This window comes from Bacillus mycoides, assembly GCF_001757995.1.
GTDB lineage: Bacteria > Bacillota > Bacilli > Bacillales > Bacillaceae_G > Bacillus_A > Bacillus_A mycoides_B.
The window spans coordinates 35,525-59,789 of sequence record NZ_LXLV01000063.1; the positions used below are offsets into that span (position 1 = coordinate 35,525).

A 24,265-nucleotide genomic window follows, 5' to 3' on the forward strand; every position below is an offset into this window, starting at 1 on the left:
TTACACTGGTTCGATTTCTGTTTTTTGTGTTTCGAATGTTACGCCAACGATGTGAACGTTCACTTCTTTTGGCTCAAGTCCTGTCATTGTAAAGAGTGCTTGGCGAATATTGTCTTGAATTTTTTGTGCAACAACCGGAATTGCTACACCAAAATACATCACAACATAAAGGTCAACAATAATATCTTCGTTTGCTAATTCAACCTTTACACCTTTACCATGATTTTTCTTACCTAACTTCTCAACAACATCTGTAGCAAAATTACCACGCATTGCCGCTACACCTTCTACTTCAGCAGCTGCAATACCTGCAATTACTTCGATTACTTCTGGTGCAATTTCTACTTTTCCAAGAGTTGTATCTTGACCCATATCTAACATATGTTCAGCCATGAAAAAAACCTCCTTTAATGTATCACTGCGTCACAAGTTCATGCTCTTCCAAAAATTTCGTGTTAAACTCACCTTTTACAAAATCAGGATGATCTAGCAATTGCAAATGGAACGGGATTGTTGTATGTACGCCTTCAATGACAAATTCACTGAGCGCTCGCTTCATTTTTGCAATTGCCTCTTCACGCGTTTTTCCGTGAACAATTAATTTAGCAACCATCGAATCATAGAAAGGTGGTATTGAATATCCCGGATATACAGCTGAATCGACGCGAATACCAAATCCGCCTGGTGGTAAGTACATTTCTACTTTACCTGGAGATGGCATGAATTTTTTGGCAGGGTTTTCCGCATTAATTCGACATTCCATTGCCCAACCATTAAATTGTACTTCTTCTTGCTGTAACGATAACTTTTCTCCAGAAGCAACAAGAATTTGTTCTTTAATTAAATCCATCCCTGTTACCATTTCAGTAACTGGATGTTCAACTTGGATTCTCGTATTCATCTCCATGAAATAAAAGCTTTTCGTTTTATATTCATAAATAAACTCAACCGTACCAGCACCTGTATAATCAACCGCTACCGCCGCTTTAACTGCTGCGTCACCCATTTGCTTGCGAATATTCTCATCAAGTGCAGGTGATGGACTTTCTTCTAATAGTTTTTGCAGACGGCGCTGAATTGTACAATCACGCTCTCCTAAATGAATGGCATTTCCATGTGTATCTGCCATTATTTGAATCTCAACATGGCGGAAATCTTCAACGTACTTCTCCAAGTATACACCAGGGTTCCCAAAAGCGGTACTAGCTTCTTGCTGTGTAATTTGAATTCCTTTTACAAGCTCTTCTTCATGGCGCGCAACACGAATACCTTTTCCGCCGCCACCTGCAGTCGCTTTAATAATAACTGGATATCCAATTTGATTAGCAAGCTCGATCGCTTCTTCGGTATTTTTAATAATCCCTTGTGAACCTGGTACAATCGGAACCCCTGCTTCTTTCATTGTATCACGTGCAACGTCTTTTGTGCCCATCTTTGAAATAGCTTCTGGGCTCGGGCCGATAAAAATCAAGTTACACTCACGGCATAATTCTGCAAAATCTGCATTCTCTGCTAAAAATCCATATCCCGGATGAATTGCATCACAACCTGTTAATTTCGCAACACTAATAATGTTCGTCAAATTCAAATAGCTTTCTTTTGAAATCGTTGGTCCAACACAATACGCTTCATCTGCAATTTGCACATGAAGTGACTCTTTGTCTGCTTCTGAATAAATTGCAACTGTTTCAATATCCATTTCTTTACAAGCACGAATAATTCGTACAGCAATTTCCCCACGATTGGCTATTAATACTTTTTTTATCATCACAAAGACTCCCTTATTACGCTTTTACAAGAAATAGCGGTTGTCCATACTCAACAAGCTGTCCGTTATTAACAAGAATTTCAACAATTTCGCCCTCTACATCTGCGTCAATTTCGTTAAATAATTTCATAGCTTCAACAATACATACGATAGAATCTTTCGATACTCTGTCCCCAACACTTACATATTGAGGTGTATCAGGCGAAGACGAGGAATAAAATGTCCCTACCATCGGTGATGTGATTTTATGTAGGTTTTCATTTTGAACAGCTGTCTTCTCTTCTTGTTTTGGCGCTTCTACTTGCGCTGCCGCTACTGCTGTTTCTACTTCGACAGATGCTGCCGGCTGTACTACCTGTTTCGTTACCGGTGCTTGCACAGTAACTACTTCATTACCACGTTTTTTCATTTTGATTGTTGTACCGTCTTTTTTGTATTCAAATTCATCAATATTAGAGCTATCAATTAATTTAATTAATTCACGAACTTCTTGAATTTTAAACATGTAAAATCCACTCCCATACTCTTGTTTGTCCCGTTTTTACAGATTGGCATCAAACTGATTTACTGTAAAAATACGATGTATTCTATTAGAAAATTTATTCCTATGACATTTACTAATAGAAATATTTACTATTCCCATCTTACGCTAAATTTTTTAAACATTCCAATTTATATTTCTTTATTATAAATCGAAACTCCTGTAAAAATATTATTCCACCAAAAAATTATTACCTAGTAATAATACCAAGTTTCACACAAAATTGGCAAGACCACTTCCTAAAAAACATTCTTTACTTTTTCAAAACTGTACAGTGTAACAACATAATTCCCTCAGAATTCTTCATTTTATCTACGGTGAAAAAACATATTTTTACCAAATATTATTTTTTTGTTTACGTGCCGTTCATTCTTCCTTCATAAAAGAATAGTATGTTCAAAGTGTAGAAAATTTATTGTAGTGAGGTGCGGACATATGATATGGCTCATCCTGTTCTTGCCTGCCGTAGTGATTTGGGCACTGGTCCTCTTCATCCACGTCAAATCTGGAAAAAGTAATCACCATCATCATGAACCATTAATCTTTTACTCACAGCGTATTTCCCCGTTTCCAATTGAAAATACTAAATACAATTGCAAAGATGACATAGAAAAAAGCTATCGAAAACGATAGCTTTTTCTATTATTCTTTTATCTAATTTGAAGTACAAACACCTATTATAATTAAACCGCATTAACATGCTAATTAAAGTTTCACTTTATTTTACTGATGGATCAAATTTTACACCTACATCTTTTGAACCACCTTCACTTCTTACTAGCTGAATAATTTTATTCGCTTCTTTTTGTGAATGCTTTGCCGATTTAACTGTTACTTTAATGTCAGTTCCATCAGCTCTTACAAGAGCATCTTTATATCCACCTTGAGATTTAATCACTGTCTCAAGTAATTGTTGCTTCGTTTCCATTGTAGTGATTGCATCAAGATTATCTTTCGCTTTACTCTTTTCTTCTGCTGAAGATTTTGATGACTTCATTACATTTTGTAACTTTTCTTTCGCTACACTACGCTGATCTTCCATTTGCATACGTAACGCTGTGAAATTCTCATCGCTTGATTGAACTGTTACGCTAGCCTCTTTTTTACTTGTTTCTTTTTTGTCATTCTCTTTTTTGTCTGTTTCTTTATTTGTAGTTTCCTTGCTTGTATTTTCTTTTGTTGTCTCTTTATTTGTAGTTTCTTTCGTTGTTTCTTTTGTAACTGCTTTATCAGCACCTTGCTTTTCTTGTCCCATCTTTTCACCCGTTGCCGGTGTTGCTGTATTCATTTTATCAGGAGTTGTCACATAATAAACAGATAGCACAACCACTAAACTTAACATCGTTAATAGCCAAACCGTTTGTTTTTTCAACACTTTATTTCCTCCCTATCAATTTTTCGGTGATACTGAAACGCGATGAGCTGGTACATCTAATAATCGCGTCACAGCTTCTTTTACCATTGCTTTTATTTGTATATTATCCACTCCCTTTGCTACGACCAGAACACCTCGTACTTTCGGTTTCTCTGTTCGCAAAACAATTGGAGTTTCTTTATCACCTTCACGTATAATGACGGTCTTTTCATCAAGAGACTCGTCCTCTACTTCCCTTTTACCGCCTGCTTTATCAGTTTCACCTGTCGTTTGTGAACGTTTTACTGTATTTTTCTCGAGTATTTTTTCTTCAGATGAATCTAAGTTCACTTTAATAGTTACGTCTTTTACTCCGGCTATTTCTTCTAAAGAAGCTTTCAATTCTTGTTCATACGCTTTTTCATATTTTTCTACATTGGACATATTATCATTGTTTTTTTGACCGAAAGTTGGTACGTCTTTATCTTGGCTTTGACTTGTTTTTTCTTTAAACACAGGTACTTCTTCTTTTTTAGGGGATAAGAAATTACTAGAAAACATAAGCGCAATCCCAAGTATAAGTAGGACAAGCAAAAACTTAGGTGTTACCTTTTTCCCCTTCTCATTATTTTCTTTTTCATCCCCATTTAATAGGTTTCGAAAAAATGAGAACCTCGAATTTTTATCTTTATTGTCCATTTACGCTACCTGTCCTCCCTTCCATCTGAACTTGGATTTGTTTATCCTCTAGTTGCCACCTGCTTGAAAAGAAATCTTTCATTTCTACATTCGTTTCTTCTATTTTTTTTGGAGGTTCTTGCATATTAATTTCAATTGGCTTTACTGTTTCGATTGCATCATTTTTACTACGTTCTTTTTCTTTCAACGTCACAACAACAGATTGAATATCTTTCGCTGACTTTACTTCTTCTGCATGTTCCACTGCGACTATTTGTATTTCAGAGACTGTCATACCATACTTTTTCTCAAACTCTTTTCCTACGTCTTTTTTCATTTTGGTAGCCATCTCTTCTAAACTATATGCACGTGTTAGAGCTTGTATTTCTTTTTTCTTCGAATCTATCGAATTTTTTACAGATCCATCTGCTACGTACTTTTCTTCATTGAAATTTGCGATAACTTCATTTACATCTGTTTGTAACAACTTAAATAGAGGCGTTAAAATTAATACGACTAACAATAGACTTACAACGAATTTAACGTACTTTTGCAAATTTGAATTTGGAAGAATAAGATGAAGCATTGTCGCTAAGAGTAAAAAAACGATAATATTTCTAATCCACTCTGTAACAAATTGCACACTCTTCACCTCCTACCGCATCATGAGAGTAATGTTCCCGGCAGCAATAATAATTGTGATACTTAAAAAGAACATAAATGATACGATAGCTAAGCAAGCAAATACGTAAATGATACTTCGTCCAATGATATCTAAACATTGAATAATTGCTCCTCCGCCTACTGGTTGCAATACTGCTGCTGCGAATTTATAAATAAACGCGATACAAAAAATTTGAATCGCTGGGAAAGCGACAATTAAGCATAAAATAACGAGCCCGATAATTCCGACTGTGTTTTTTAATAATCCAGATGCACTAATAACAGTATCCGCTGCCTCAGTAAACATCCTTCCTACTACAGGAATGAAGTTTCCTGTTACAAATTTAGCCGTTTTCACAGCTATACCATCAGCAACGGCTGACGCTGTTCCCTGTACAGATAATACGCCTAAAAAAATCGTCAAAAAGATACCAATAATCCCAACACTAACGTTTTGCAAAAGCTTGGACAATTTCGTAACTTTATATTGATCACTCATCGTACTTACAATACTTAATATAGTTGCAAGTAATAAAAGTGGTAGAACGATATAGTTCATAAGAAGCCCACTCGTATTCATTAAGAAAATGATGATTGGATGAAAAAATGATACAGAAACAACACCGCCGCCTGTTGCTATGAGTGCGAGTAAAATTGGTAATAACGCTAGTATGAAATCTACCATTGTTTGTATCGTCTCTCTTGCATATGTCATGACGACATAAAAACTATTTAAAGCGAAAATAATAAGTACCATGTATACGACTGCATCCGCGATTTTACTCACGCTACTCTTTGAAAAAGCAGATTGCAACGATTGCAGCAATGCACTGAAAATCGTGAGCATAATGAGCGTTCCAAGTAACTTTCCATTTGCAACAAGCTCGTGAAATAAATATTTTAGTAGACCTATCATCCACTCTTTTATGGAGAACTCTTTTTCTCCCTTTACAAACTCCATAAAGCTTCCTTTTTGACTCTCTGGTAAATAGCCTCCATACTTTGTAACAAGCCCGTCCCAAAATTGCTTCACATCTTCAATTCCGAGCTTATCCAATTGTTGATCAACGACGTTTGTTTCTATAGGAGAAGCTTGTACAACAATCGGTAAAGAAAAGAAAAGGAAGCAAGCAAATAGTAGCTTAGCTCCAAACTTCCTCAACATTCACTCCCCCTTATCCCGTAGGTAAAAAACCGAGAATTGTTTCAATTACAACCGTCAAAATAGGAATTGCCATGACGAGAATTAAGATTTTCCCAGCTAATTCAATTTTCGAAGCGATTGCACCTTGACCAGCATCCTTTGTAATTTGCGCACCAAACTCAGCGATATAAGCAATCCCTATAATTTTCAATAACGTTTCTACATATACGTTGCTAACTTTCGCTTCACTCGCCACTCTCTCAATCATTTGTAAAATAGAATGAATTTGATCGATTAAGAGAAGAAACATCATGCTACCAATGAACACAATAAATAACGATGTAATACTAGACTTATGCTGGTTTAAAACAGCAGCTAAAAATGTAGCAACGAGGCCTAATCCGACAATTTGTATAATTTCGATTCGAACCGCCTCCTTTACTGGAAGAGAAAGACACTTTTAATCTTGTCGAATAGAGTATTAATTAAAAATGCAACATGAAACAAAATAACGACAAAACCGACAAGGATAACCCAATTTGCAATATCCTCTCGCTTTAATTCTTTTAATACAGTATGAATGAAAGCTAAAACAATGCCGATTCCGGCGATTTGAAATATTAATCCAACATCAATGGACATCGCCTTTCTCCCCCCTATAGCAGTAAAATTACGATAAGTAGCCCTGCTAGTACCCCTAAACTCTTTATCATTTTTTCGTATTGTAGTTGTAATGCTTTCGCTTCTCCTTCTTCTCTCTCCAAATGTGTAATACATAAGCGAATATGTTTTTGCTGTGATTCACGATCATGTTGTCCAAGTGTTTCACCAAATTGTTGCAGTATTTCATACTCGGTTTGTTTAAACGCCGTTAACGTCCAGTTCTCCTTCAAACTATCAATCCAAGCTTCTCTAACTGTTTGCTCCCCGTCCTCTAGCCGTTTCGAAAAGCTTTGAAATATCCAATTTAATGGCTTCGGCATTTGTTTGACTAAACGCTCTGCAGCCTCAGATAACGGCGTGTGTCCATACATAATTTCAGCTTCTAATGATTGCAATGCTGCCTTCAATAACCTAAGTTGCCGCGGTCTCTCACTGTACCTTTTAGCGTATGAAAATCCAAAAAAGGTGCTAACAGCAACTATTAATACCGCACCAAATATTTTCACCATACGCCTTGAGCCTTTCTATGAGGTAATACTGATTTTCCATATTTATCTTTCACTTGCATAACCGTTCCTGGCCCTCTCGCTTTTGACAATTCCACAAACCGATCAAATACACCAAGTTCCAGCACCGCCTGTAACGATGGACGTTTCACAACATCATCATAAGAAAATCCGTGTGCACTTATAAAAAGCTGAACGCCGGCATGCACGGCCTCCATAATCGCTTCACTATCTTCTTTACGTCCAATTTCGTCTACGATTAATATGTCTGGGCTCATAGAACGAATCATCATCATCATTCCTTCAGCTTTTGGACAAGCGTCTAATACATCTACTCGCGTGCCAAAGTCATATTGTGGGATTCCTTTCACACAGCCCGCAATTTCTGATCGTTCATCAACAATCCCCACTTTACATGAAGGGATTTTCGAAGCACTTACACCTTGACTCATACAGCGTGCTACATCTCTTAAAAGTGTTGTTTTCCCCGTTTGCGGTGGACCTATTACCATCGTGTTTAACCATCGTGATTCATAAAGATATGGCAGGAGCGGCTCAGCAATCCCTATTTTTTGACGGGCAATACGAATATTAAAAGAAGAGACATCCCGAATCATTTTCACTGCACTTTTTTCTGTAATGACTTTTCCAGCTAGACCAATTCTATGTCCTCCTCGCAGTGTCACATATCCACGTTTCAATTCTTCTTCCATCGTATAAATTGAGAATTGACTTAATTTATTCAATAAATGGATTGCATCTTCCGCTGTAGCGATATAGTCATAGAAAAACACTTCTCCATGTGCGATACACTCTAGTGGCCTTCCAATTCGAACACGAATTTCCTCTAGAGTATCGTATTGTTTACAGCCTTCAACTAACTGTCTCATCGTTTTCGGTAAAACTTCTAATACTTCTTTCATAAGCTTCTCCCCACTATACTCGACTTACTATTTCAACAACGCGATAAAAATGCAGCCAATTCCAAGCGCTAGAAAAAAGAGTTTCAAGAAAGAAATCTCACTTGCTACACTCGCTATGCCAATTGTCATTGTTAAAATTAATACGGTCGGTCCAACAAACGCCAACATACCATTTATAAACAATGCTTTCTTCGCATCATTCACGTAAAGCATAAGCAAAGCGGCGAATATTTCCGCGCTGCCTGAAAACAACCGAAGTAACCCCATAACAAGCACGGATGTTTCCATTGCCGCTAGCCACTGTTTCATTCTCCCACCTTCTCCCATAACAGTTACTACTTCCTTATTCTGAAAAAGAATATATTTGTACAACCATATGCAGAGGTTGTCTATTTCAGAAGTAAAAACATAATTTTTCTCTATCGACTTTATTAAAAACTGAATATTCTTATTAATTTATGGTATATTTAATAGAAAAGGAGCATAGAAGATGAAGCAAGTTACTTTATTACCACTCGATTTACGATATGCAAATGTGCTTTTTGAACTATCAAGCAATCCGCATGTAAAAAATGCATTAGGGATAAAAGTAGAATCAGTGGAAGATACAAAGGCATTCATTCTTTTTACAATTGGAGAGGAACGAAAAAAACACTCCTTATCAAGAGTGATTGTAAGTGAGGAAAATGAAATAATTGGCCTCACGACACTTAAACATATTAATTACGAACAAAAGCACTCACATATTGGAAGTTGGATTGGCTATCAATATTGGGGAAGAGGATATAACGAAGCTGCTAAAAAAGAGATCTTTAAAATCGCTTTTTTAGACTTGCAACTTACATACGTATTTGCCGGCGCTAAAACGACTAACATTCGCTCTTTAAAAGCACAAGAGAAACTACCTTACATTTCATTACATGTGGAAAAACAATTTCCAGACGTACATGCTGCTTTGGAGAAAGAAGTAAAATCACCTTGCGTACTGCATGTTGTATCATACGAAAAATTTTCAAATTGGTTGAAAGTACAAAATGAGGGGAGAAAATATGAAGGGATTGAAAATTAGTTTAACAATTGTAGTAGAATTAGCTATTATTTATCTTTTTTCAAAAATGGTTGGCTGGTCATTCATGGAGAGCTTTTTCCTTGGCAGTCTAGCAATATTTGCAATTACGTGGTTAATTATTATGAGTAACTTTAGAAATAACAATATGGATCATGCAACGAATAAAACTTTTACCGGTGTTGAAACTGGTGAAATACGACCATTTCAAATTGTTTTGACTCCATATATTACGGGTACCCTTTCACTCGTCACAGTTAGTTTTGTTATAACCGCAATTTACTATCTTCCCTATTTCCTATAAAAAAGCACTCGTGATAATCACGAGTGCTTTTCTACTATGCACGAGAAACGTATTTACCTTCACCAGTGTTGATGATAAGCATTTCGCCTTCGTTAATAAAGATTGGTACTTGTACAACAAGACCAGTTTCTAATTTAGCTGGTTTTGTTACGTTAGAAGCTGTGTCACCTTTAATACCAGGCTCTGTTTCTGCAACTTTTAATTCAACTGTGTTCGGAAGTTCAACACCAAGTACTTCATCTTGGTATGTCATAATAGATACTTCCATGTTTTCTTTTAGGAATTTAAGTTCGCGCTCGATTTGGTTTTCGCCAAGTTCGATTTGCTCATAAGTTCCGTTATCCATAAATACGTGAGACTCACCACTCGCGTATAAGTATTGCATACGACGGTTTTCGATGTGTGCTTTTTCTACTTTTTCACCTGCACGGAATGTTTTCTCTTGAACAGATCCTGTGCGAAGGTTACGTAGTTTAGAGCGAACGAATGCAGCACCTTTACCTGGCTTTACGTGTTGGAAATCCATTACTTGCCAAAGGGCATTGTCCACTGAAATTGTTAAACCTGTACGAAAATCGTTTACTGAAATCATGTAAAAAAATCCTCCTGTGTATTACAAAATAATAAGTTCTTTTGGTGATTTCGTTATTACTTCATTACCTTCACTTGTTACAATGATATCATCTTCAATACGTACCCCGCCAACACCTGGAATATAAATACCTGGTTCTACTGTTACAGCCATACCTGGTTCAAGTACTGTATCAGAACGGAACGCTAAACCTGGTGCTTCATGGATTTCAAGACCGATTCCATGACCAGTAGAGTGTCCGAAGTATTCACCATATCCTTTTTCCGTTATGTAATCACGCGTTAATGCATCAGCCTCACGACCCGTTAAACCAGCTTTAATACCGTTCACACCACGTAGTTGTGCTTCTAAAACGATATTATAAATTTCTTTTAATTTATCAGATGGCTCACCGACTGCAATCGTACGAGTAATATCAGAGCAATATCCTTTGTAATAAGCGCCGAAGTCTAATGTAACGAAATCTCCTTTTTCTATCACTTTTTCAGATGCCACGCCGTGCGGTAATGCCGAACGAAGACCTGAAGCAACGATAATATCAAACGAAGAAGATGTTGCTCCTTGTTTTCTCATGAAAAATTCAAGTTCATTTGACACTTCAATTTCAGATACTCCCGGGCGAATGAATGATAGAATATGCTCAAAGGCAGCATCTGCAATCTGTGCAGCTTCCTTTAATATCTTAATCTCTGAATCAGTCTTTATCAAGCGTAACTTTTCTACAAGCCCAGAAGTCGGGATAAATTCGGCTTCGATCGCTTCATTATGCGTTACGTAAGAGCTATATGTAAGAGTATCTTGTTCAAAGCCAAGCTTTTGAATTCCAAGTTCTTTCACTTGCTTTGCAACTTCATCAATAATTAATCCTGCATGCTGTACAATTTCATATCCAACAGCTTGTTTACTAGCCTGCTCTACATAACGAAAATCCGTAATAAATTGAGCACGCTCTTTTGAAATAAGTACAACACCAGCTGTTCCAGTGAAGTTAGCCATGTATCTACGACTATGTTCATTTGTTAACAAAATACCGTCAATACCAGCCTCAACAAATGCGCTTCTTAATCTTTCGATTTTCTCCATTACTTTATGCCTCCCTTAATTTCTCCATTAATGCAAATAACGCTAACTTATAGCCATAAAAACCAAATCCAACAATTTGTCCCGCACAAACAGCCGCCGTCACAGATTCGTGACGGAACGATTCACGCTGGTGAATGTTAGAAATATGTACTTCAATAACAGGAATCGAAATGCTCGCAATTGCATCTCGAATCGCATAGCTATAATGCGTAAATGCTCCAGGATTTAAAATGATCCCTTCATATATATCTTCAGCCTCATGAAGACGATCGATAATAGCACCTTCATGATTCGATTGGAAACATTCTAACTCCACTCCCATTTTCTCTGCTTCTTGTTTCATATCTGTTTCAAGCGTCGCTAACGTTCCTTTTCCGTATACATTTACTTCCCTAACGCCAAGGCGATTTAGGTTAGGACCATTTACGAGGAGTAACTTTTTCATTTTCTTAAAACTCCTTAATATTAAAGAATGTCTATACGACATTTTAACATAGGAATCACTTATTTGAATAGTTTGTCTTCTCGATCCCTTCTCCTCTATTTGTATTATTCGATTCGAATGCTACAGAATACGAAATAAAAACACCATATAATATAAAGATACATATTGTCGTTACAATTGTTTCTTTCGGTAAATGGAGTGCACTTTTAATAACAGGTGCCATTAGCCCCATCCCCAAAAATAATAATGCCCACCAAAATAAACCGTATATTACGCCAGGTAATACTCCTTCAAACTTTTTAAAAAGAGCTTTATAGAGAAATGCCACTAAAATTGAAAGAAGTCCCATACAAACGATACCTAGTACATTTCCCCAAACCCCTTCTTTCCAATCTCCAAATGCAAACGGTAAAAGTAAATAGTTAGGGCCAGCTTCTGTAAATGAGAATATATGAAGGAAATACCATATACCTCCCCAAAATAAGCCACCAAATAAACCAATTTGTACAAAGTTTCTTATTGTTGATTGTTCTTGATTCACATTGACACCTCCGCTCAATAGTATGCCCGAAACTATTTTGAAGCATGTTTAAATCCTGCAAAATTTGTCTATAAAAAGAATAAGAAATGTCCGACTCTCGTAACATTTTCCCTTGTCATCTGCCTGTATTTGTCGATAAAATAAAGGAAACTCGGTGATTGTCTTATTTAAAGATGACAAAACCAAGTATGACAATTGCCTCTTTTTCTACATAAGAGAGAAACAAATACAGGTTGGTGTTAACATGGCAGAAGAGTCAAAACAAATATATGGCGGGCAAGCAGTCATAGAAGGAGTTATGTTTGGCGGTAGAGAATATACTGTTACAGCGGTTCGTCGTAAAGATAAATCGATTGAATTTTATCGTTTACCACGCGTTCGTAATAAAGCATTGTCTCTACTAAAAAAAATTCCATTTTTACGAGGTATTGCCGCTATTGTGGATGCAAGTGCGAATGGAGCGAAACATTTAAACTTTGCTTCAGAACGATTTGATGTCCACCCAGAAGAAGATGAACAACTTGCAAATAAAAAAGAAGAACAATCGAAATTAACGATGGTATTAGGAGTTGCAGCAGTTGGCGTTTTATCGTTCATATTCGGTAAAGTAATTTTCACAGCAGTTCCTGCACTTTTAGCTGAATTAACGAGACCGATTTTCCCATCTCATACAGGGCAAATCATTGTCGAAAGTGTCATTAAGCTCATGCTATTATTGAGCTATATATACTTCATTTCTTTAACCCCACTTATTAAGCGGGTATTTCAGTACCACGGTGCGGAACATAAAGTAATCAATGCTTACGAGAATAATCTTCCACTGACTGTAGAAAATGTTCAAAAGCAAACTCGCCTCCATTATCGCTGCGGCAGTAGCTTTATTATATTTACGGTCATTATTGGAATGTTTGTCTATTTCCTCGTCCCTACAGATCCACTTTGGGCAAGGGTAGTAAACCGAATTTTATTAATTCCAGTTGTTCTTGGTATTTCTTTTGAAGTATTACAATTTACCAATCGATTACGAGATGTCCCTGTTTTACGAGTACTTGGATATCCAGGATTATGGCTGCAACTATTAACAACGAAAGAACCAACAGATGATCAAGCGGAAGTTGCAATCGCATCGTTTGAAGAATTATTACGTTTAGAAAACAAACAATAATTATTTAAAAATGGTGTTCAACTCCTTTCCTCATCGTTAATATACTAATTTTAATATATGTTTTTAGGAGGTGTCCCTTATGAACGGTCGTTCGTTTACATTCGCTATATTTGTGCTTATTATCGGATTAGCAATATTCGGCCTTGTTTCATCTGTCATTACAAATCCAATGGAAGTATTGAAAAACATTGGTATCATGTTGGCTGTCGTCGGTATCTTTTACTTACTCTACAAAATGTTTACAAACTCTAGTGGTTCTGCAAATTCGCAAAGCTCATATAAGCGTGCAGCGAAACAATCGAACCGCAAACACGGGAAACAAAATGTAGCACCCCTAAGTAATTCTTTCTTGAAACGAAATGCTTCTGATGACAAGGGGAAAAAGGGTAATTCTCCATCGTTGAAAAGAAAAAGAAAACAATCTCATTTAACTGTCATTGAAGGTAAAAAAAACAAAAAGAAAGACCGTGCTTCCTTTTAGGAAATACGGTCTTTTTTATCCCGATTGGTGCGGGGCTAATAATCAGTGGAAGATGAGAAAAACCCTACTGATTAAAGTTTCACTTTATATGTTGAAGCACTTCTTTCAAACTTTTTTCTTTCATACTTTCGATACGAAGGTGATGATTTTCAAATTGTAAATTTCTTGTCACATCATTAGGTACGACGACACATTTTAATCCTGCTGCAACCGCTGCTTTCAATCCATTTAATGAATCTTCAAATACAACAGCTTCTGACAGTTCAATTCCTAATTCTTCTATCGCAACTTTGTAAAGGGCTGGATCTGGTTTTACCTTCTCTACATCTTCTCTCGTTTTAATCACTTCAAAATAATCTCTAATTTGTAGCTCTTCTAAAAAACGAACGACCCACTCCCTAGATGAACTAGAGGCTAATGCGATTTTCAATCCAAGTTCTTTCGCTTCTTCTAAATATTCTTTTACCCCATCACGCGCTTTTGGTATTTTCATTTTCTCTTTATGTAAAGTTGTTACTTTTTCTTTTAATGCATGCTCGTTAAATTTTGCTTTTAATTGCTCTTTTAAATATGCATAAAGCACTTCATCTGTCGTTCCAATACATTTTGCAAATTCCTCTAAAGGTAACTCGCCGCCATATTCACGAACAGCATCTCTGAAAGAGTGAAACCATATTGTTTCTGTGTCCACAATTAATCCATCAAAATCAAAAATAATTGCTTTCATTATTCTCCCGTCCTTTTCGATTGAAATAAAAAAGGAAACGCCACACGTTCCCCTTAATTACTTTTCTCTTCATTTGCTTTTTGAACACCACGAAGTGTTTCTACTCGAACTTCATCTTGTTCAAAGTATTGTACTAGATCACCGATACGGTCAATTGATTCCCAACTTAAATGATGTTCAATTCCTTCTACATCATTATAAATTTTGCTTTCATCCACACCGATAATGCGCATAAACTGTTCTAACAATTCATGACGATATACGAGACGTTCTCCGATTTTTTTACCTTTTGATGTTAATACAAGCCCTCTATATTTTTCATAAATTAGATATTCGTCTTTGTCTAATTTTTGTACCATTTTTGTTACAGAGGATGGATGTACACTAAGCGCTTCAGCAATATCAGATACACGGGCATAACCCTTTTCATCAATCAACAAATAAATTTGTTCAATATAATCTTCCATACTAGGGGTAGGCATCGGTTTCCTCCATCCAATTTCATTTTGCTTATTCCGTACGAAGCAATCAATAAAATGATACACCAGAAAGAATAACGTGACAAGGTGGAAACGAGCCTAAATATATAAAACAAAAAAAGAATCCATATTCGCATACAGATTCCCCTTATGTAAAATATTGAATTTCTGCATCGGGAAAATACTCATATATATAACCTCGTATTGTTTCTTCTAATACTTCCGCATCATCCTTTTGATATACATATTTCCCAATACCGTATCGTCCCCATTTATATTTCCGCTTCTCTTCATCCATTTCAAGTTTCGTATTCGGATAACGTTCTTGAATGACTTTTTTAGCTGGTTTCGTAAAACGATGTTGAATTAATTCGAACGTTAAATTTGGTATCGTCATGTCTTTTAACGCATTGTACAATCGTTCAAACAATTCACGGTACCCTTCTTCCCACCCTTCATGCATATAAATTGGCGCAACAATAAAACCAAGAGGATAACCAGCCCCCGCTACTTTACGAGCAGCCTCAATTCGCTCTTCAAATGGCGATGTCCCTGGTTCAAAATTTTTAATCACATAACGTGAATTAATACTAAATCGAAAACGCGTTTTCCCATTATGCTTTGCATCTAATAAATGATCAACGTGCGAATATTTTGTAACGAAACGTAAACGTCCATTTTCACTTTCTCCGATGAACTCTATCGCCCGCTTTAATGCATGCGTTAAATGATCAATTCCAACAATGTCTGATGTACACGCCGCTTCAAATCTTGTTATTTCAGGGGTCCTTTCATCCATATATTGCTTTGCCTTCTCAAATATTTCATCTAGATTCACATACACCCTTACGTAAGGTTTACTCCCAAGTGTCGTTTGCAAATAACAATAATGACAATGGCCCATACATCCTGTCGCAAGTGGGATTGCATATTCAGCTGACGGTTTTGATGTATCGAACTTTAACGTCTTCCTCACCCCAACGACAAGTGTCGCCTTTGCATTACGATACTTTTGCAATTCATTTTCGCCTGGCAAATTTCTAATTTGATTGTGTGATGTCGTTTCACGAATTTCTAATCCCATCTTCGTAAACTTCTCATAAAGCTCTTTTCCAAGCGGATATTCGAGTGCCCTCGGTTCAAAGTAAACGAGTTTTGGCATAAATGGTTTCATGTACTTCCCTCCTCTCGTTAGTATGGGAAACGTTGAAAAATTAACACTCATTAAAGTTTTCCACTTCAGTAACTTGCGTTGCAAGTTACTGAATGTTATAATTTGGATAACAGCTACCTTGCAACGCAAGTTACCTGAGTAAAAGGTGGTGAAATCATGCACAGCCAAATGCTAAAAGGTGTGCTCGAAGGTTGCATCCTATACATCATTTCACAAGAAGAAGTGTACGGATATGAACTGAGTACAAAATTAAATAAACACGGATTTACATTCGTAAGCGAAGGAAGTATATATCCGTTATTGTTACGTATGCAAAAAGAAAAATTGATTGAAGGAACATTAAAAGCCTCCTCACTCGGTCCAAAGCGTAAATATTATCACGTAACCGATAAAGGATTAGAGCAGCTTGAAGAATTTAAACAAAGCTGGGGAATGGTTTCAACAACGGTTAACAACTTATTACAGGGAGAGTGATGGGGATGAAGGCGAAAGATTTAATCGAATTAAATAACCAAAAGCGTAAATTATTAAATGCAGAAAATGAAACTGCCTATAGTGACATGTTAATATATCTCCGCTTAGCTAAGGTGCCAGAATACCATGCAGAAGAACTGCTAATTGAAATTCTAGATCACCTTATTGAAGCTCAACAAGAAGAAAAAAGTGCTTATGATATTTTTGGCGACGACTTACAGGCGTACTGTGACGAGCTAATTGCTGCCCTACCAAAGCAAAGTTTATGGGAACAATTATCGATTCCCTTGTTTATAACTAGTTACCTGTTAGCAATATACTTTACTATTTCGTCCGTAATTGCATTTGTATTACCCTTATTTTCAAATGAAGCACATTTTAAATTTGTACACATTGATTTCATTTATCTGCTTGCATTTATACTATCCGTACATCTGATTATACGTTTTGTCTTCGATTTTATTAACATCGATTTATTTCAAAACACAACAACTATTTGGAGGCACATAGGAAGTTTTTTAATACGCCATAGCCTATGGCTACTATTAATCGGTATTTCCTTTTTATTTATAAAAAAGCCCTATACTACTTTGCAAATTTCACCTTGGATTGGCGCTTTACTTGCCATCTCTTGCTATGCACTATATAAACTTTTCTTCAAAAAAGAATACTTAGAATTTAAAAAGGAGTAATGAGGTTATGACCGAAAAAGAAATGGTTAAGTTAAACAATGAAAAAAGAAAGTTATTAACACCTGAAAACGAAGCTGCTTACGGTGATATGCTTATTTATTTACGCCTTACTAACGTTCCGCAAAAGCAAATGGAAGAATTACTTTTAGAAATATTGGATCATCTTTTAGAAGCACAAGAGGACGGTAAAAATGCACATGATATTTTCGGAGAAGATTTAAAAGCTTACTGCGATGAATTAATTAACTCTTCAGAACATCAAAATTCTTTCCAACAAGCTGCCGTTATTGGATTTGCAGTTAGTTTATTATTAGCTATTCAAATTGGATACGATACATTCACTACTCTTATGCAAAAACTATTTACCGATACAAACACTTCAGGAATTCCATTTAGTATTCCCGGAACAATATTATCTGCTCTTGTTTTAACAATTGGTACTTTCATAACTTTTTCGTTATTCAGACGTTTTTCTTTTACAATACTAGTGTCTTGGAAACAAAAAGCACTCCTTTTATTATCAGTGTTCATACCTTTTGTCTTATCAATTTTTTCAAACGTATTTTTTAAAACACAACCGTACTTATTTTATAATTTATCTATTTGGCAAGGTGCTCTTGTGACACTTTCTTTTTATATTCTATACAAATTTTTATATAAAACATCTAAATTTTAACAGCCTTTCAAAAGGCTGTTTTTCTTCTGTCTAATTTTACAAATTGAAAAATTTCATAAAGAAAATAAGAAAAATGCAAAATAATTAAAGTTAATTGTTGACGTGATGCTTTTATTATCGGTATCATAAATCTTCGTGAGCAATTATTTTTCGTTATACGATTTTTTTATTATTACTGAATTTTTGAGAGGAGAAATTAGATGTCAGTTAAGAAGAAAACGCAAGTACGCACCGGCAAAATGGTACGTGAACTAATGTTAGCAGACGAAGATGTAAATGCTTCGCTAATTATGGTATATAGTGAAAACGGTGTAAACGCAGAAATTAAAATCGAGGGCTTAACGCCGAAATGTAACGAAGAATTATTTTTGAGCGGAAACGTGGATTGGAACAAGAGTGTTATTTATAAAATTGTTGATTTCACTGGGAACGCGGAAGTTGGTAAAGTTACATTAACAGCGATGAATAAGAACAATGTTTCTCTAGAAATTGAACGCGTTATGTGGAGCAAGGAAAATAAAGAAGCTGCAGAGCAAGAAGAAACAGTTGTAGAAGCTACTCCCAATAAAGAAGTAGTTGTAGAAGCTCCTAAAGCAGTTACACCCGCTCCTAAACCTGTTATGCGTGTAGAAACACCAGCTATAACACCTAAGCCTACTCCGGTACCAACGCCGAAGTCAGTAAGTGTTGAAGCAGCTGTAGAACTATCTACTCCAGCACCTGTGAAAAAAGCAGCACCTACTCCAGTTACAAAGCAAGAGACAGCACCGGTTACTCCTGCAAAACCGAAGCAACCTGCTTTGACTGAAACAAATACAAAACTACAAGAAAATTATGTTAAACTTGTGAAAAAGACAATTGAAGTTTGTCAAGATTACGAGCTTGGCATCGACATAGATGATTCTATTGAAGGATTAAAAAAAGAGCTACAAAGCCAAGGTATTAGCGTTACATTTGACAAAGAAATTATGGACGTTGTAAATCGCCTTCGTTCTTTACAAGATAAAGGAATCAAAGTAGAAAAAGTACTTAATTTACTATAAAAATAAGGAGATGGCGGTCGCCATCTCCTTATTTTTTATAATTCCATTCATTACTTTCATACTTCTCTTTTGCTAAATTTTGAACTTCATGAAGCTGTTCTTCTGTTAGTTCATACGGCACAAGCTCTATATCTAAACCTTTTTCAAATCCAGTTTCAAACGCTTTAATTAACTGTTCAATCGTAAATGTACGATCTGTTAATTCGTTAATCGCTACCGCTTTAGAAGAAAACATGTTTTTCATACGCTCTTTTACACGTTCATTCGGGAATACAAATAGATCGTATAACTCATCTAAATCTATTTCTAACGGAATAGAGCCGTGCTGTAAGATAACACCTTTTTGACGTGTTTGAGCACTACCTGCGATTTTTCTTCCTTCAACTACAATTTCATACCAAGATGGTGCATCAAAACATACGCCTGAACGCGGATTTTTTAAATTCTCACGATCCGCTTCTGTTTTCGGAACTGCATAATATGCTTCTAATCCTAATGCCTTAAAACCGTCTAATAAGCCTTGCGAAATAACGCGGTATGCTTCCGTAACTGTTTTTGGCATATCCGGATGATCTTCAGACACAATAACACTGTACGTTAATTCTTTGTCATGTAGTACACCCCTGCCGCCTGTTTGACGACGAACGAATCCATATTTCTTTTCGTTAACTACATCCATATTTATATCTTTTTCAACACGCTGGAAATACCCGACTGTTAATGTTGGTACTTCCCATTCATAAAAACGAATTGTTGGTGGCATTTTTTTTTCACTTTGCCAATTTAATAAACATTCATCTAACGCCATATTAAATGCTGGTGAACATTGACCAGAGTTAATATAACACCATTTTTCTTTTCCCATCCTGCACCTCATATAACCAATTATTTTTCACATTCTCTAGTCTACCAAATTCGACAAAATTTGTGAAAGAATACGAAATTTCTTCTTATATACAAATGAATCTGTTGCATAAATACATATGGGCATTATAATATTGAAAGTAGGATAAGAAAAAAGGGAGCGATAGAATCGTGTCAACAAACTTGATTATTATACTAGCCGCAATTGCAGCATTCATCGGCTACACTGTATGGATGTATTTCTATCAGAAAAAATTAATTAAAACACTTTCAGAAGAAGAATTTCGAGCTGGCTACCGTAAAGCACAGCTTATCGATATTCGCGAAGCAGATGAATTTAACGCAGGACATATTTTAGGTGCGCGTAACATTCCATTATCACAAATTCGCCTTCGCCACAAAGAACTTCGCCAAGATCAACCGGTTTATTTATATTGCCAAAGCGGATTCCGTACAGGTCGTGCAGCTCAATACTTAAAAAAACAAGGCTACACAGATTTCTACCAATTAAAAGGTGGATTTAAATCTTGGTCAGGCAAAATTAAAAAGAAATAACATACAAAAACTAGCTGCACGATACAGCTAGTTTTTTATTCCATATTGTTCGCAATGTACAGTAGATTTTGTTTAATCACATCTTCATCTTTCTCATCTACATTACGATATAATAGCTGATATTCAATCCCCTTCTCTTTCCATATAAGCGTAGCAAATTCGTCCCCTCGCTCGTAATCATCCTTATTTTTAAAATAAGCAGGTGCTCCATTATTCAATTTCATTTGTTCTTGGAATCGATTTTCTTCTACGAGATATGGAAAACTGTAAGAAAAGTTGGCCACTGTTAATTCTATATAATCGTGCCTTCCTTTCTCTTGTTGCTTATATTTAATCGTTAAGACAGCATTCTTCTTTCCCATCGTTCTTACCTCTCCCTGCACATCACTCGTAATGTCATAAGGTAAAAACGTTGGAACTTTAAACTTCGCCGGAAAATATTTTGGAAGTTCCTTTAGCGGAATCGGATCAGTAACACGGTCCTTAGCCCCTCCTGTTGTTCCTACAAATGTTTTTTCTTCTTGCATCGTTTGCTGAAATGAACATGAGCTAAGTATTACACTAGAAAACACGAAACAAATGATTCCTTTTTTCAATTTGTTTCCGCCCTTTCATACCGCCCTCTTAACGAGCGAAGCGTTTATACTCTCTTCTATTCGCTTCGTTATCAAACGCTTCCTCCGAAAACTTTCCACGTTATTCTCACACATTTTGACAAAAATTTTTTGCAGACATACAAAAAAGACCCTGCTATTCTTACGCCCAAATAAAAAGGTTACGCGAACAACAGAAGTCATGCTTATAACATAGATTGTGAAAAGCTTTTCAGGTCAAGATTTTTTCATTCTTATTATTTTCCCCTTATAATTAAGTAAAGAGGTGATACATATGGCCAATATAAAACAAATTGCAAAAACTGCTGGTGTATCTATATCAACTGTTTCTCGTGTCCTTAATAATCATCCTTACGTAAAAGAAGAAAAACGTAAGCGTGTTCTAGATGCAGTTGAAGAATTGAACTATGCAAAAAATATTAATGCAATCCATTTAATAAAGGGAAAAACGTATACAATCGGGGTTATGCTCCCTTTCATTAATGTTCCTTACTTCAGTACCATTATTGAAGGGATCGGAAACGCAGCATTATTAGCTGGATATCATATTAATTTATGCCAAACGAATTACGATAGTATTGAAGAAATTCGCGTTCTTGAAATGATGAAAATGAAACAATTCGACGGGATGATTATTTGCTCTCGAACGAGCTCGTGGGAACAAATTGAACCGTTCGCAAAATTTGCGCCTATTATTTCATGTGAAAAAATGAACCATCCCCTCATTTCATCTGTCTATGTAGATCATTATGAAGGTTTCCGTCTCGGTACTGCATATTTACTCAGTAAAGGCCATGAAAAAATCGGTATTTGTTTAGCAAGAAAAACAAGTGTAAATTCGATTGAACGTGAAAAAGCTTTCGCTGATACCCTTCGTCATGAAGGAAAAACGGTACATCCTGATTGGATCTTTCATCAATGCTATACGATGCAGGACGGGGCAAAAATACTTCACCGTATTTTAAATATGACAAATCGTCCAACCGCTATTTTTACAGCGAATGATCAAGTAGCTGCTGGTTTATTAACAGAGGCAAAAAAACATGGCATTCGCGTCCCTGAAGACCTCGCTATCCTTGGATTTGATAATCATGAAATTTCAAAAGCATTAGAAATTTCAACTATTGAACATCCCGGTCTTACGATGGGATCACGTGCTTTTTCTTTATTCCATAAACAGATTCAAAGCGAGCAAATTACCGGCAGCACAGAAGAACTTTCATTCCATTTAATTGAGGGAGAAACAGTCTAAAAAGGAGCGTTAACTATAGCGCTCTTTTTTTCAACTCTTCACCTATTGACTTTATATTTTACATCTCATATAATTAACCTAACGAACGGTAGGTAGGGGATGAAAATGACAGCAAACCGCATTAAAGCTGTAGCACTTTCTCATTTCGCACGCTACGGCTACGAAGGAACTTCATTAGCAAATATTGCTCAAGAAGTTGGGATTAAAAAACCATCGATTTACGCACACTTTAAAGGTAAAGAAGAGCTATATTTTACATGCTTAGAATCAGCTCTTCAAAAAGATTTGCAGAGCTTCACAGACGATATCGAAAATTTTTCAAAATCGTCTACTGAAGAATTGCTCTTAAATTTGTTAAAAGGCTATGCGAAAAGATTTGGTGAAAGTGAAGAATCAATGTTTTGGTTACGAACTTCTTATTTTCCGCCGGATGCATTTCGCGAACAAATTATTGATAAAGCGAATGTACACATTGAAAACGTCGGAAAACTTTTATTCCCTGTGTTTAAAAGAGCAAGCGAACAAGATGAATTGCATAACATTGAAGTAAAAGACGCTTTGGAGGCTTTTTTATGCTTACTTGACGGCCTTATGGTTGAACTACTATACGCAGGTTTAAATCGTTTTGAGACACGTTTAGAAGCTTCTTGGAAAGTATTTTGGCGCGGACTTTCAAACTGACGGATTGCTCCTTTGCAATGCGTCGTTTTTAAGCCCTTTACCTAACGACTGGTAGGAAGGAGAAATGACATATGGCATGGATTTATGTAATCTTAGCTGGTATTATTGAAATTTTTTGGGTGATTGGACTAAAACACGCGGAGACACCACTTGAGTGGATAGGTGTCGCTCTATTAATTACAGTAAGTTTCGTCTTATTATTTAGAGCATATAAAGATTTACCTGTCGGTACTGTGTACGCAGTCTTTACTGGAATCGGTGCAGGTGGAATCGTTCTTACAGAGATTTTCGTTTTCGGAGAACCATTCTCTATTGTAAAAGTATTATTAATCGGTTTAATCTTCTTCGGAGTAATCGGCTTAAAACGAGTAACAGAAGAAAAAGAAGCGAAGGAGGCTGCATAAAATGGCTTGGGTATTTTTAATTCTAGCTGGTATTTGTGAAATTGTTGGTGTACTCTTTATGAAAGTAGCCACTGAAAAGAAAGGCTGGGCACCAAAAGTAATTTTAATCGCTAACTTTGGCGTAAGCTTCTTCTTCTTATCTCTTGCAATGGACACATTACCGATGGGAACAGCTTACGCAATTTGGACTGGAATCGGAACTGCCGGAAGTGCACTTCTCGGTATTCTTATTTTCCGCGAATCAGCAGATTGGCGCCGCCTTGCCTTCTTAAGCTGCATTTTATGCGGCGCTGTTGGCTTAAAATTATTAGGCTAACGTGAGGTGAATGTCATGTGGAAAGAAAAAGGAAAACAAATGTTAGCATGGATTACACTCGGAATCGTCATTCTATTACAAATCAGTTTTCATATAATAGAGTGGTTGTTTCATAAAGTAGTATCCATTCTTACCTTCCTTCCTAGCATGGCACTTGAAATTGCATCTATTGCTTGGTCAATTATTGCCTCCATTGCAATCGTCATTATATGGAGTATCGCCAAACTATGGAATAAATTATTTAAAAAGGACAGTACTTCTGAAAAAGAGTGATATTATCCCCTTAAGGTAGACAGTGTAAAAAGACCATGAATACACATGGATGTTACACTTTTACTTGGAGGGGATTTTATTATGGTTAAAAAAGGGGATAAATTTCAAACTTATTCAGATAAAT

Annotated in this window: 36 protein-coding genes; 15 read left to right on the forward strand and 21 right to left on the reverse strand. The window is 36.2% G+C overall.

Translation table 11 applies throughout. The features are described 5' to 3' along the window. From BWGOE10_RS20970 to accB, 3 genes are read right to left on the reverse strand one after another with little or no spacing between them, the layout of a single operon-like run. The gene (locus BWGOE10_RS20970) at positions 1–393 is read right to left on the reverse strand and encodes an Asp23/Gls24 family envelope stress response protein (RefSeq protein ID WP_000807630.1); all 393 of its coding nucleotides are present in this window, start codon (positions 391–393) and stop codon (positions 1–3) included. A 22-nt stretch (positions 394–415) separates the two neighbouring features. After that, the gene (accC, locus tag BWGOE10_RS20975) at positions 416–1,768 is read right to left on the reverse strand and encodes an acetyl-CoA carboxylase biotin carboxylase subunit (protein ID WP_002122429.1); all 1,353 of its coding nucleotides are present in this window, start codon (positions 1,766–1,768) and stop codon (positions 416–418) included. A 16-nt stretch (positions 1,769–1,784) separates the two neighbouring features. Beyond that, entirely contained in the window at positions 1,785–2,273 is a 489-nt protein-coding gene (accB, locus tag BWGOE10_RS20980) for an acetyl-CoA carboxylase biotin carboxyl carrier protein (RefSeq protein WP_002129047.1), read from the reverse strand. 471 nt (positions 2,274–2,744) lie between these two features. On the opposite strand from accB, the gene BWGOE10_RS30430 reads away from it, so the two are divergent. Further along, positions 2,745–2,942, forward strand: coding sequence for a DNA recombination protein RecO (locus BWGOE10_RS30430; RefSeq protein WP_081338193.1), 198 nt, complete (start codon positions 2,745–2,747; stop codon positions 2,940–2,942). Between the two features lie 85 nt (positions 2,943–3,027). Here the strand turns inward: BWGOE10_RS30430 and BWGOE10_RS20985 are convergent, their stop codons facing one another. Genes BWGOE10_RS20985 through BWGOE10_RS21025 form a run of 9 tightly spaced genes read right to left on the reverse strand, consistent with a single transcriptional unit; the run spans position 3,028 to position 8,549 of the window. Next, the gene (locus BWGOE10_RS20985; protein ID WP_070144818.1) at positions 3,028–3,684 is read right to left on the reverse strand and encodes a SpoIIIAH-like family protein; all 657 of its coding nucleotides are present in this window, start codon (positions 3,682–3,684) and stop codon (positions 3,028–3,030) included. A 15-nt stretch (positions 3,685–3,699) separates the two neighbouring features. Further along, positions 3,700–4,362, reverse strand: coding sequence for a stage III sporulation protein AG (gene spoIIIAG, locus BWGOE10_RS20990; protein WP_070144819.1), 663 nt, complete (start codon positions 4,360–4,362; stop codon positions 3,700–3,702). Further along, on the reverse strand, positions 4,352–4,984 hold the full coding sequence (gene spoIIIAF, locus BWGOE10_RS20995; protein WP_070144820.1) for a stage III sporulation protein AF: 633 nt from the start codon (positions 4,982–4,984) through the stop codon (positions 4,352–4,354). Before spoIIIAF ends, spoIIIAG begins: the two co-directional genes overlap by 11 nt. Positions 4,985–4,996: 12 nt before the next feature. Then, entirely contained in the window at positions 4,997–6,169 is a 1,173-nt protein-coding gene (gene spoIIIAE, locus BWGOE10_RS21000) for a stage III sporulation protein AE (RefSeq protein WP_002199385.1), read from the reverse strand. 10 nt (positions 6,170–6,179) lie between these two features. Further along, positions 6,180–6,563 (reverse strand): stage III sporulation protein AD, encoded by a 384-nt coding sequence (gene spoIIIAD / locus BWGOE10_RS21005; RefSeq protein ID WP_078172833.1) that lies wholly within the window; start codon positions 6,561–6,563, stop codon positions 6,180–6,182. Between the two features lie 23 nt (positions 6,564–6,586). Then, positions 6,587–6,790 carry a stage III sporulation protein AC gene (spoIIIAC, locus tag BWGOE10_RS21010; protein WP_000020914.1) on the reverse strand — a complete coding sequence of 68 codons (204 nt, stop codon included), beginning with the start codon at positions 6,788–6,790 and terminating at the stop codon, positions 6,587–6,589. 14 nt (positions 6,791–6,804) lie between these two features. Continuing rightward, the gene (gene spoIIIAB, locus BWGOE10_RS21015) at positions 6,805–7,320 is read right to left on the reverse strand and encodes a stage III sporulation protein SpoIIIAB (protein WP_002088574.1); all 516 of its coding nucleotides are present in this window, start codon (positions 7,318–7,320) and stop codon (positions 6,805–6,807) included. Continuing rightward, positions 7,314–8,240, reverse strand: a complete 927-nt coding sequence (spoIIIAA, locus tag BWGOE10_RS21020) for a stage III sporulation protein AA (RefSeq protein ID WP_070144821.1) — start codon at positions 8,238–8,240, stop codon at positions 7,314–7,316. The genes spoIIIAB and spoIIIAA overlap by 7 nt, the downstream gene beginning before the upstream one ends. A gap of 27 nt (positions 8,241–8,267) precedes the next feature. Further along, positions 8,268–8,549 carry a YqhV family protein gene (locus BWGOE10_RS21025; protein WP_000816054.1) on the reverse strand — a complete coding sequence of 94 codons (282 nt, stop codon included), beginning with the start codon at positions 8,547–8,549 and terminating at the stop codon, positions 8,268–8,270. 181 nt (positions 8,550–8,730) lie between these two features. Here BWGOE10_RS21025 and BWGOE10_RS21030 point away from each other — a divergent pair, with 181 nt between their 5' ends. Both BWGOE10_RS21030 and BWGOE10_RS21035 read left to right on the forward strand, forming a co-directional pair. Next, the gene (locus tag BWGOE10_RS21030; RefSeq protein ID WP_070144822.1) at positions 8,731–9,309 is read left to right on the forward strand and encodes a GNAT family N-acetyltransferase; all 579 of its coding nucleotides are present in this window, start codon (positions 8,731–8,733) and stop codon (positions 9,307–9,309) included. Beyond that, positions 9,290–9,610, forward strand: coding sequence for a hypothetical protein (locus tag BWGOE10_RS21035; RefSeq protein ID WP_070144823.1), 321 nt, complete (start codon positions 9,290–9,292; stop codon positions 9,608–9,610). The genes BWGOE10_RS21030 and BWGOE10_RS21035 overlap by 20 nt, the downstream gene beginning before the upstream one ends. Before the next feature lie 34 nt (positions 9,611–9,644). On the opposite strand, the gene efp is transcribed toward BWGOE10_RS21035, so the two are convergent. The 4 genes from efp to BWGOE10_RS21055 are packed head-to-tail and all read right to left on the reverse strand — an operon-like array spanning position 9,645 to position 12,271. Continuing rightward, a complete protein-coding gene (gene efp / locus BWGOE10_RS21040; RefSeq protein ID WP_002111767.1) occupies positions 9,645–10,202 on the reverse strand; it encodes an elongation factor P in 558 nt (185 codons plus the stop codon). A 21-nt stretch (positions 10,203–10,223) separates the two neighbouring features. Beyond that, positions 10,224–11,285, reverse strand: a complete 1,062-nt coding sequence (pepQ, locus tag BWGOE10_RS21045) for a Xaa-Pro dipeptidase (protein ID WP_070144824.1) — start codon at positions 11,283–11,285, stop codon at positions 10,224–10,226. Between the two features lie 4 nt (positions 11,286–11,289). Further along, on the reverse strand, positions 11,290–11,730 hold the full coding sequence (aroQ, locus tag BWGOE10_RS21050; RefSeq protein ID WP_070144825.1) for a type II 3-dehydroquinate dehydratase: 441 nt from the start codon (positions 11,728–11,730) through the stop codon (positions 11,290–11,292). A 55-nt stretch (positions 11,731–11,785) separates the two neighbouring features. Next, positions 11,786–12,271 carry a YqhR family membrane protein gene (locus BWGOE10_RS21055; protein ID WP_070144826.1) on the reverse strand — a complete coding sequence of 162 codons (486 nt, stop codon included), beginning with the start codon at positions 12,269–12,271 and terminating at the stop codon, positions 11,786–11,788. A gap of 244 nt (positions 12,272–12,515) precedes the next feature. Between BWGOE10_RS21055 and BWGOE10_RS21060 the strand changes: the two genes are divergently transcribed. Together BWGOE10_RS21060 and BWGOE10_RS21065 are read left to right on the forward strand one after the other, a co-directional pair. Continuing rightward, positions 12,516–13,436 carry a DUF1385 domain-containing protein gene (locus tag BWGOE10_RS21060; protein WP_002015047.1) on the forward strand — a complete coding sequence of 307 codons (921 nt, stop codon included), beginning with the start codon at positions 12,516–12,518 and terminating at the stop codon, positions 13,434–13,436. 79 nt (positions 13,437–13,515) lie between these two features. Continuing rightward, on the forward strand, positions 13,516–13,917 hold the full coding sequence (locus BWGOE10_RS21065) for an SA1362 family protein (protein ID WP_002015046.1): 402 nt from the start codon (positions 13,516–13,518) through the stop codon (positions 13,915–13,917). A gap of 79 nt (positions 13,918–13,996) precedes the next feature. Here BWGOE10_RS21065 and BWGOE10_RS21070 read toward each other — a convergent pair whose 3' ends face one another. The 3 genes from BWGOE10_RS21070 to splB form a co-directional block, all read right to left on the reverse strand. Then, positions 13,997–14,644, reverse strand: coding sequence for an HAD family hydrolase (locus BWGOE10_RS21070; RefSeq protein ID WP_070144827.1), 648 nt, complete (start codon positions 14,642–14,644; stop codon positions 13,997–13,999). Between the two features lie 53 nt (positions 14,645–14,697). Continuing rightward, complete coding sequence (mntR, locus tag BWGOE10_RS21075; protein ID WP_001143080.1) at positions 14,698–15,126, reverse strand: transcriptional regulator MntR; 429 nt, start codon at positions 15,124–15,126, stop codon at positions 14,698–14,700. A 145-nt stretch (positions 15,127–15,271) separates the two neighbouring features. Further along, on the reverse strand, positions 15,272–16,297 hold the full coding sequence (gene splB, locus BWGOE10_RS21080; protein WP_070144828.1) for a spore photoproduct lyase: 1,026 nt from the start codon (positions 16,295–16,297) through the stop codon (positions 15,272–15,274). A 156-nt stretch (positions 16,298–16,453) separates the two neighbouring features. On the opposite strand from splB, the gene BWGOE10_RS21085 reads away from it, so the two are divergent. From BWGOE10_RS21085 to BWGOE10_RS21100, 4 genes are all read left to right on the forward strand, one after another. After that, positions 16,454–16,771 carry a PadR family transcriptional regulator gene (locus BWGOE10_RS21085; protein WP_000556083.1) on the forward strand — a complete coding sequence of 106 codons (318 nt, stop codon included), beginning with the start codon at positions 16,454–16,456 and terminating at the stop codon, positions 16,769–16,771. Between the two features lie 5 nt (positions 16,772–16,776). Further along, positions 16,777–17,463 carry a DUF1129 family protein gene (locus BWGOE10_RS21090; RefSeq protein ID WP_070144835.1) on the forward strand — a complete coding sequence of 229 codons (687 nt, stop codon included), beginning with the start codon at positions 16,777–16,779 and terminating at the stop codon, positions 17,461–17,463. Positions 17,464–17,470: 7 nt separating this feature from the next. After that, on the forward strand, positions 17,471–18,139 hold the full coding sequence (locus BWGOE10_RS21095; RefSeq protein WP_070144829.1) for a DUF1048 domain-containing protein: 669 nt from the start codon (positions 17,471–17,473) through the stop codon (positions 18,137–18,139). A 200-nt stretch (positions 18,140–18,339) separates the two neighbouring features. Continuing rightward, the gene (locus BWGOE10_RS21100; protein ID WP_070144830.1) at positions 18,340–19,182 is read left to right on the forward strand and encodes a hypothetical protein; all 843 of its coding nucleotides are present in this window, start codon (positions 18,340–18,342) and stop codon (positions 19,180–19,182) included. Positions 19,183–19,210: 28 nt separating this feature from the next. On the opposite strand, the gene BWGOE10_RS21105 is transcribed toward BWGOE10_RS21100, so the two are convergent. Then, positions 19,211–20,047 (reverse strand): biotin/lipoate A/B protein ligase family protein, encoded by an 837-nt coding sequence (locus BWGOE10_RS21105; RefSeq protein ID WP_070144831.1) that lies wholly within the window; start codon positions 20,045–20,047, stop codon positions 19,211–19,213. Between the two features lie 170 nt (positions 20,048–20,217). Between BWGOE10_RS21105 and BWGOE10_RS21110 the strand changes: the two genes are divergently transcribed. Beyond that, the gene (locus BWGOE10_RS21110) at positions 20,218–20,601 is read left to right on the forward strand and encodes a rhodanese-like domain-containing protein (RefSeq protein ID WP_002034000.1); all 384 of its coding nucleotides are present in this window, start codon (positions 20,218–20,220) and stop codon (positions 20,599–20,601) included. A gap of 35 nt (positions 20,602–20,636) precedes the next feature. Here BWGOE10_RS21110 and BWGOE10_RS21115 read toward each other — a convergent pair whose 3' ends face one another. Next, on the reverse strand, positions 20,637–21,173 hold the full coding sequence (locus BWGOE10_RS21115) for a hypothetical protein (protein ID WP_016100627.1): 537 nt from the start codon (positions 21,171–21,173) through the stop codon (positions 20,637–20,639). Between the two features lie 316 nt (positions 21,174–21,489). Between BWGOE10_RS21115 and BWGOE10_RS21120 the strand changes: the two genes are divergently transcribed. The 5 genes from BWGOE10_RS21120 (at position 21,490) to BWGOE10_RS21140 (ending at position 24,141) form a co-directional block, all read left to right on the forward strand. After that, positions 21,490–22,467, forward strand: a complete 978-nt coding sequence (locus BWGOE10_RS21120) for a LacI family DNA-binding transcriptional regulator (protein ID WP_070144832.1) — start codon at positions 21,490–21,492, stop codon at positions 22,465–22,467. 99 nt (positions 22,468–22,566) lie between these two features. Beyond that, positions 22,567–23,148 (forward strand): TetR/AcrR family transcriptional regulator, encoded by a 582-nt coding sequence (locus tag BWGOE10_RS21125; protein ID WP_070144833.1) that lies wholly within the window; start codon positions 22,567–22,569, stop codon positions 23,146–23,148. A gap of 71 nt (positions 23,149–23,219) precedes the next feature. Beyond that, positions 23,220–23,552 carry a DMT family transporter gene (locus BWGOE10_RS21130; protein WP_070144834.1) on the forward strand — a complete coding sequence of 111 codons (333 nt, stop codon included), beginning with the start codon at positions 23,220–23,222 and terminating at the stop codon, positions 23,550–23,552. 1 nt (position 23,553) lies between these two features. After that, entirely contained in the window at positions 23,554–23,868 is a 315-nt protein-coding gene (locus BWGOE10_RS21135; RefSeq protein ID WP_002122482.1) for a DMT family transporter, read from the forward strand. 15 nt (positions 23,869–23,883) lie between these two features. Continuing rightward, positions 23,884–24,141 carry a DUF3975 family protein gene (locus BWGOE10_RS21140; RefSeq protein WP_060488292.1) on the forward strand — a complete coding sequence of 86 codons (258 nt, stop codon included), beginning with the start codon at positions 23,884–23,886 and terminating at the stop codon, positions 24,139–24,141. Positions 24,142–24,265: the final 124 nt, after the last annotated feature.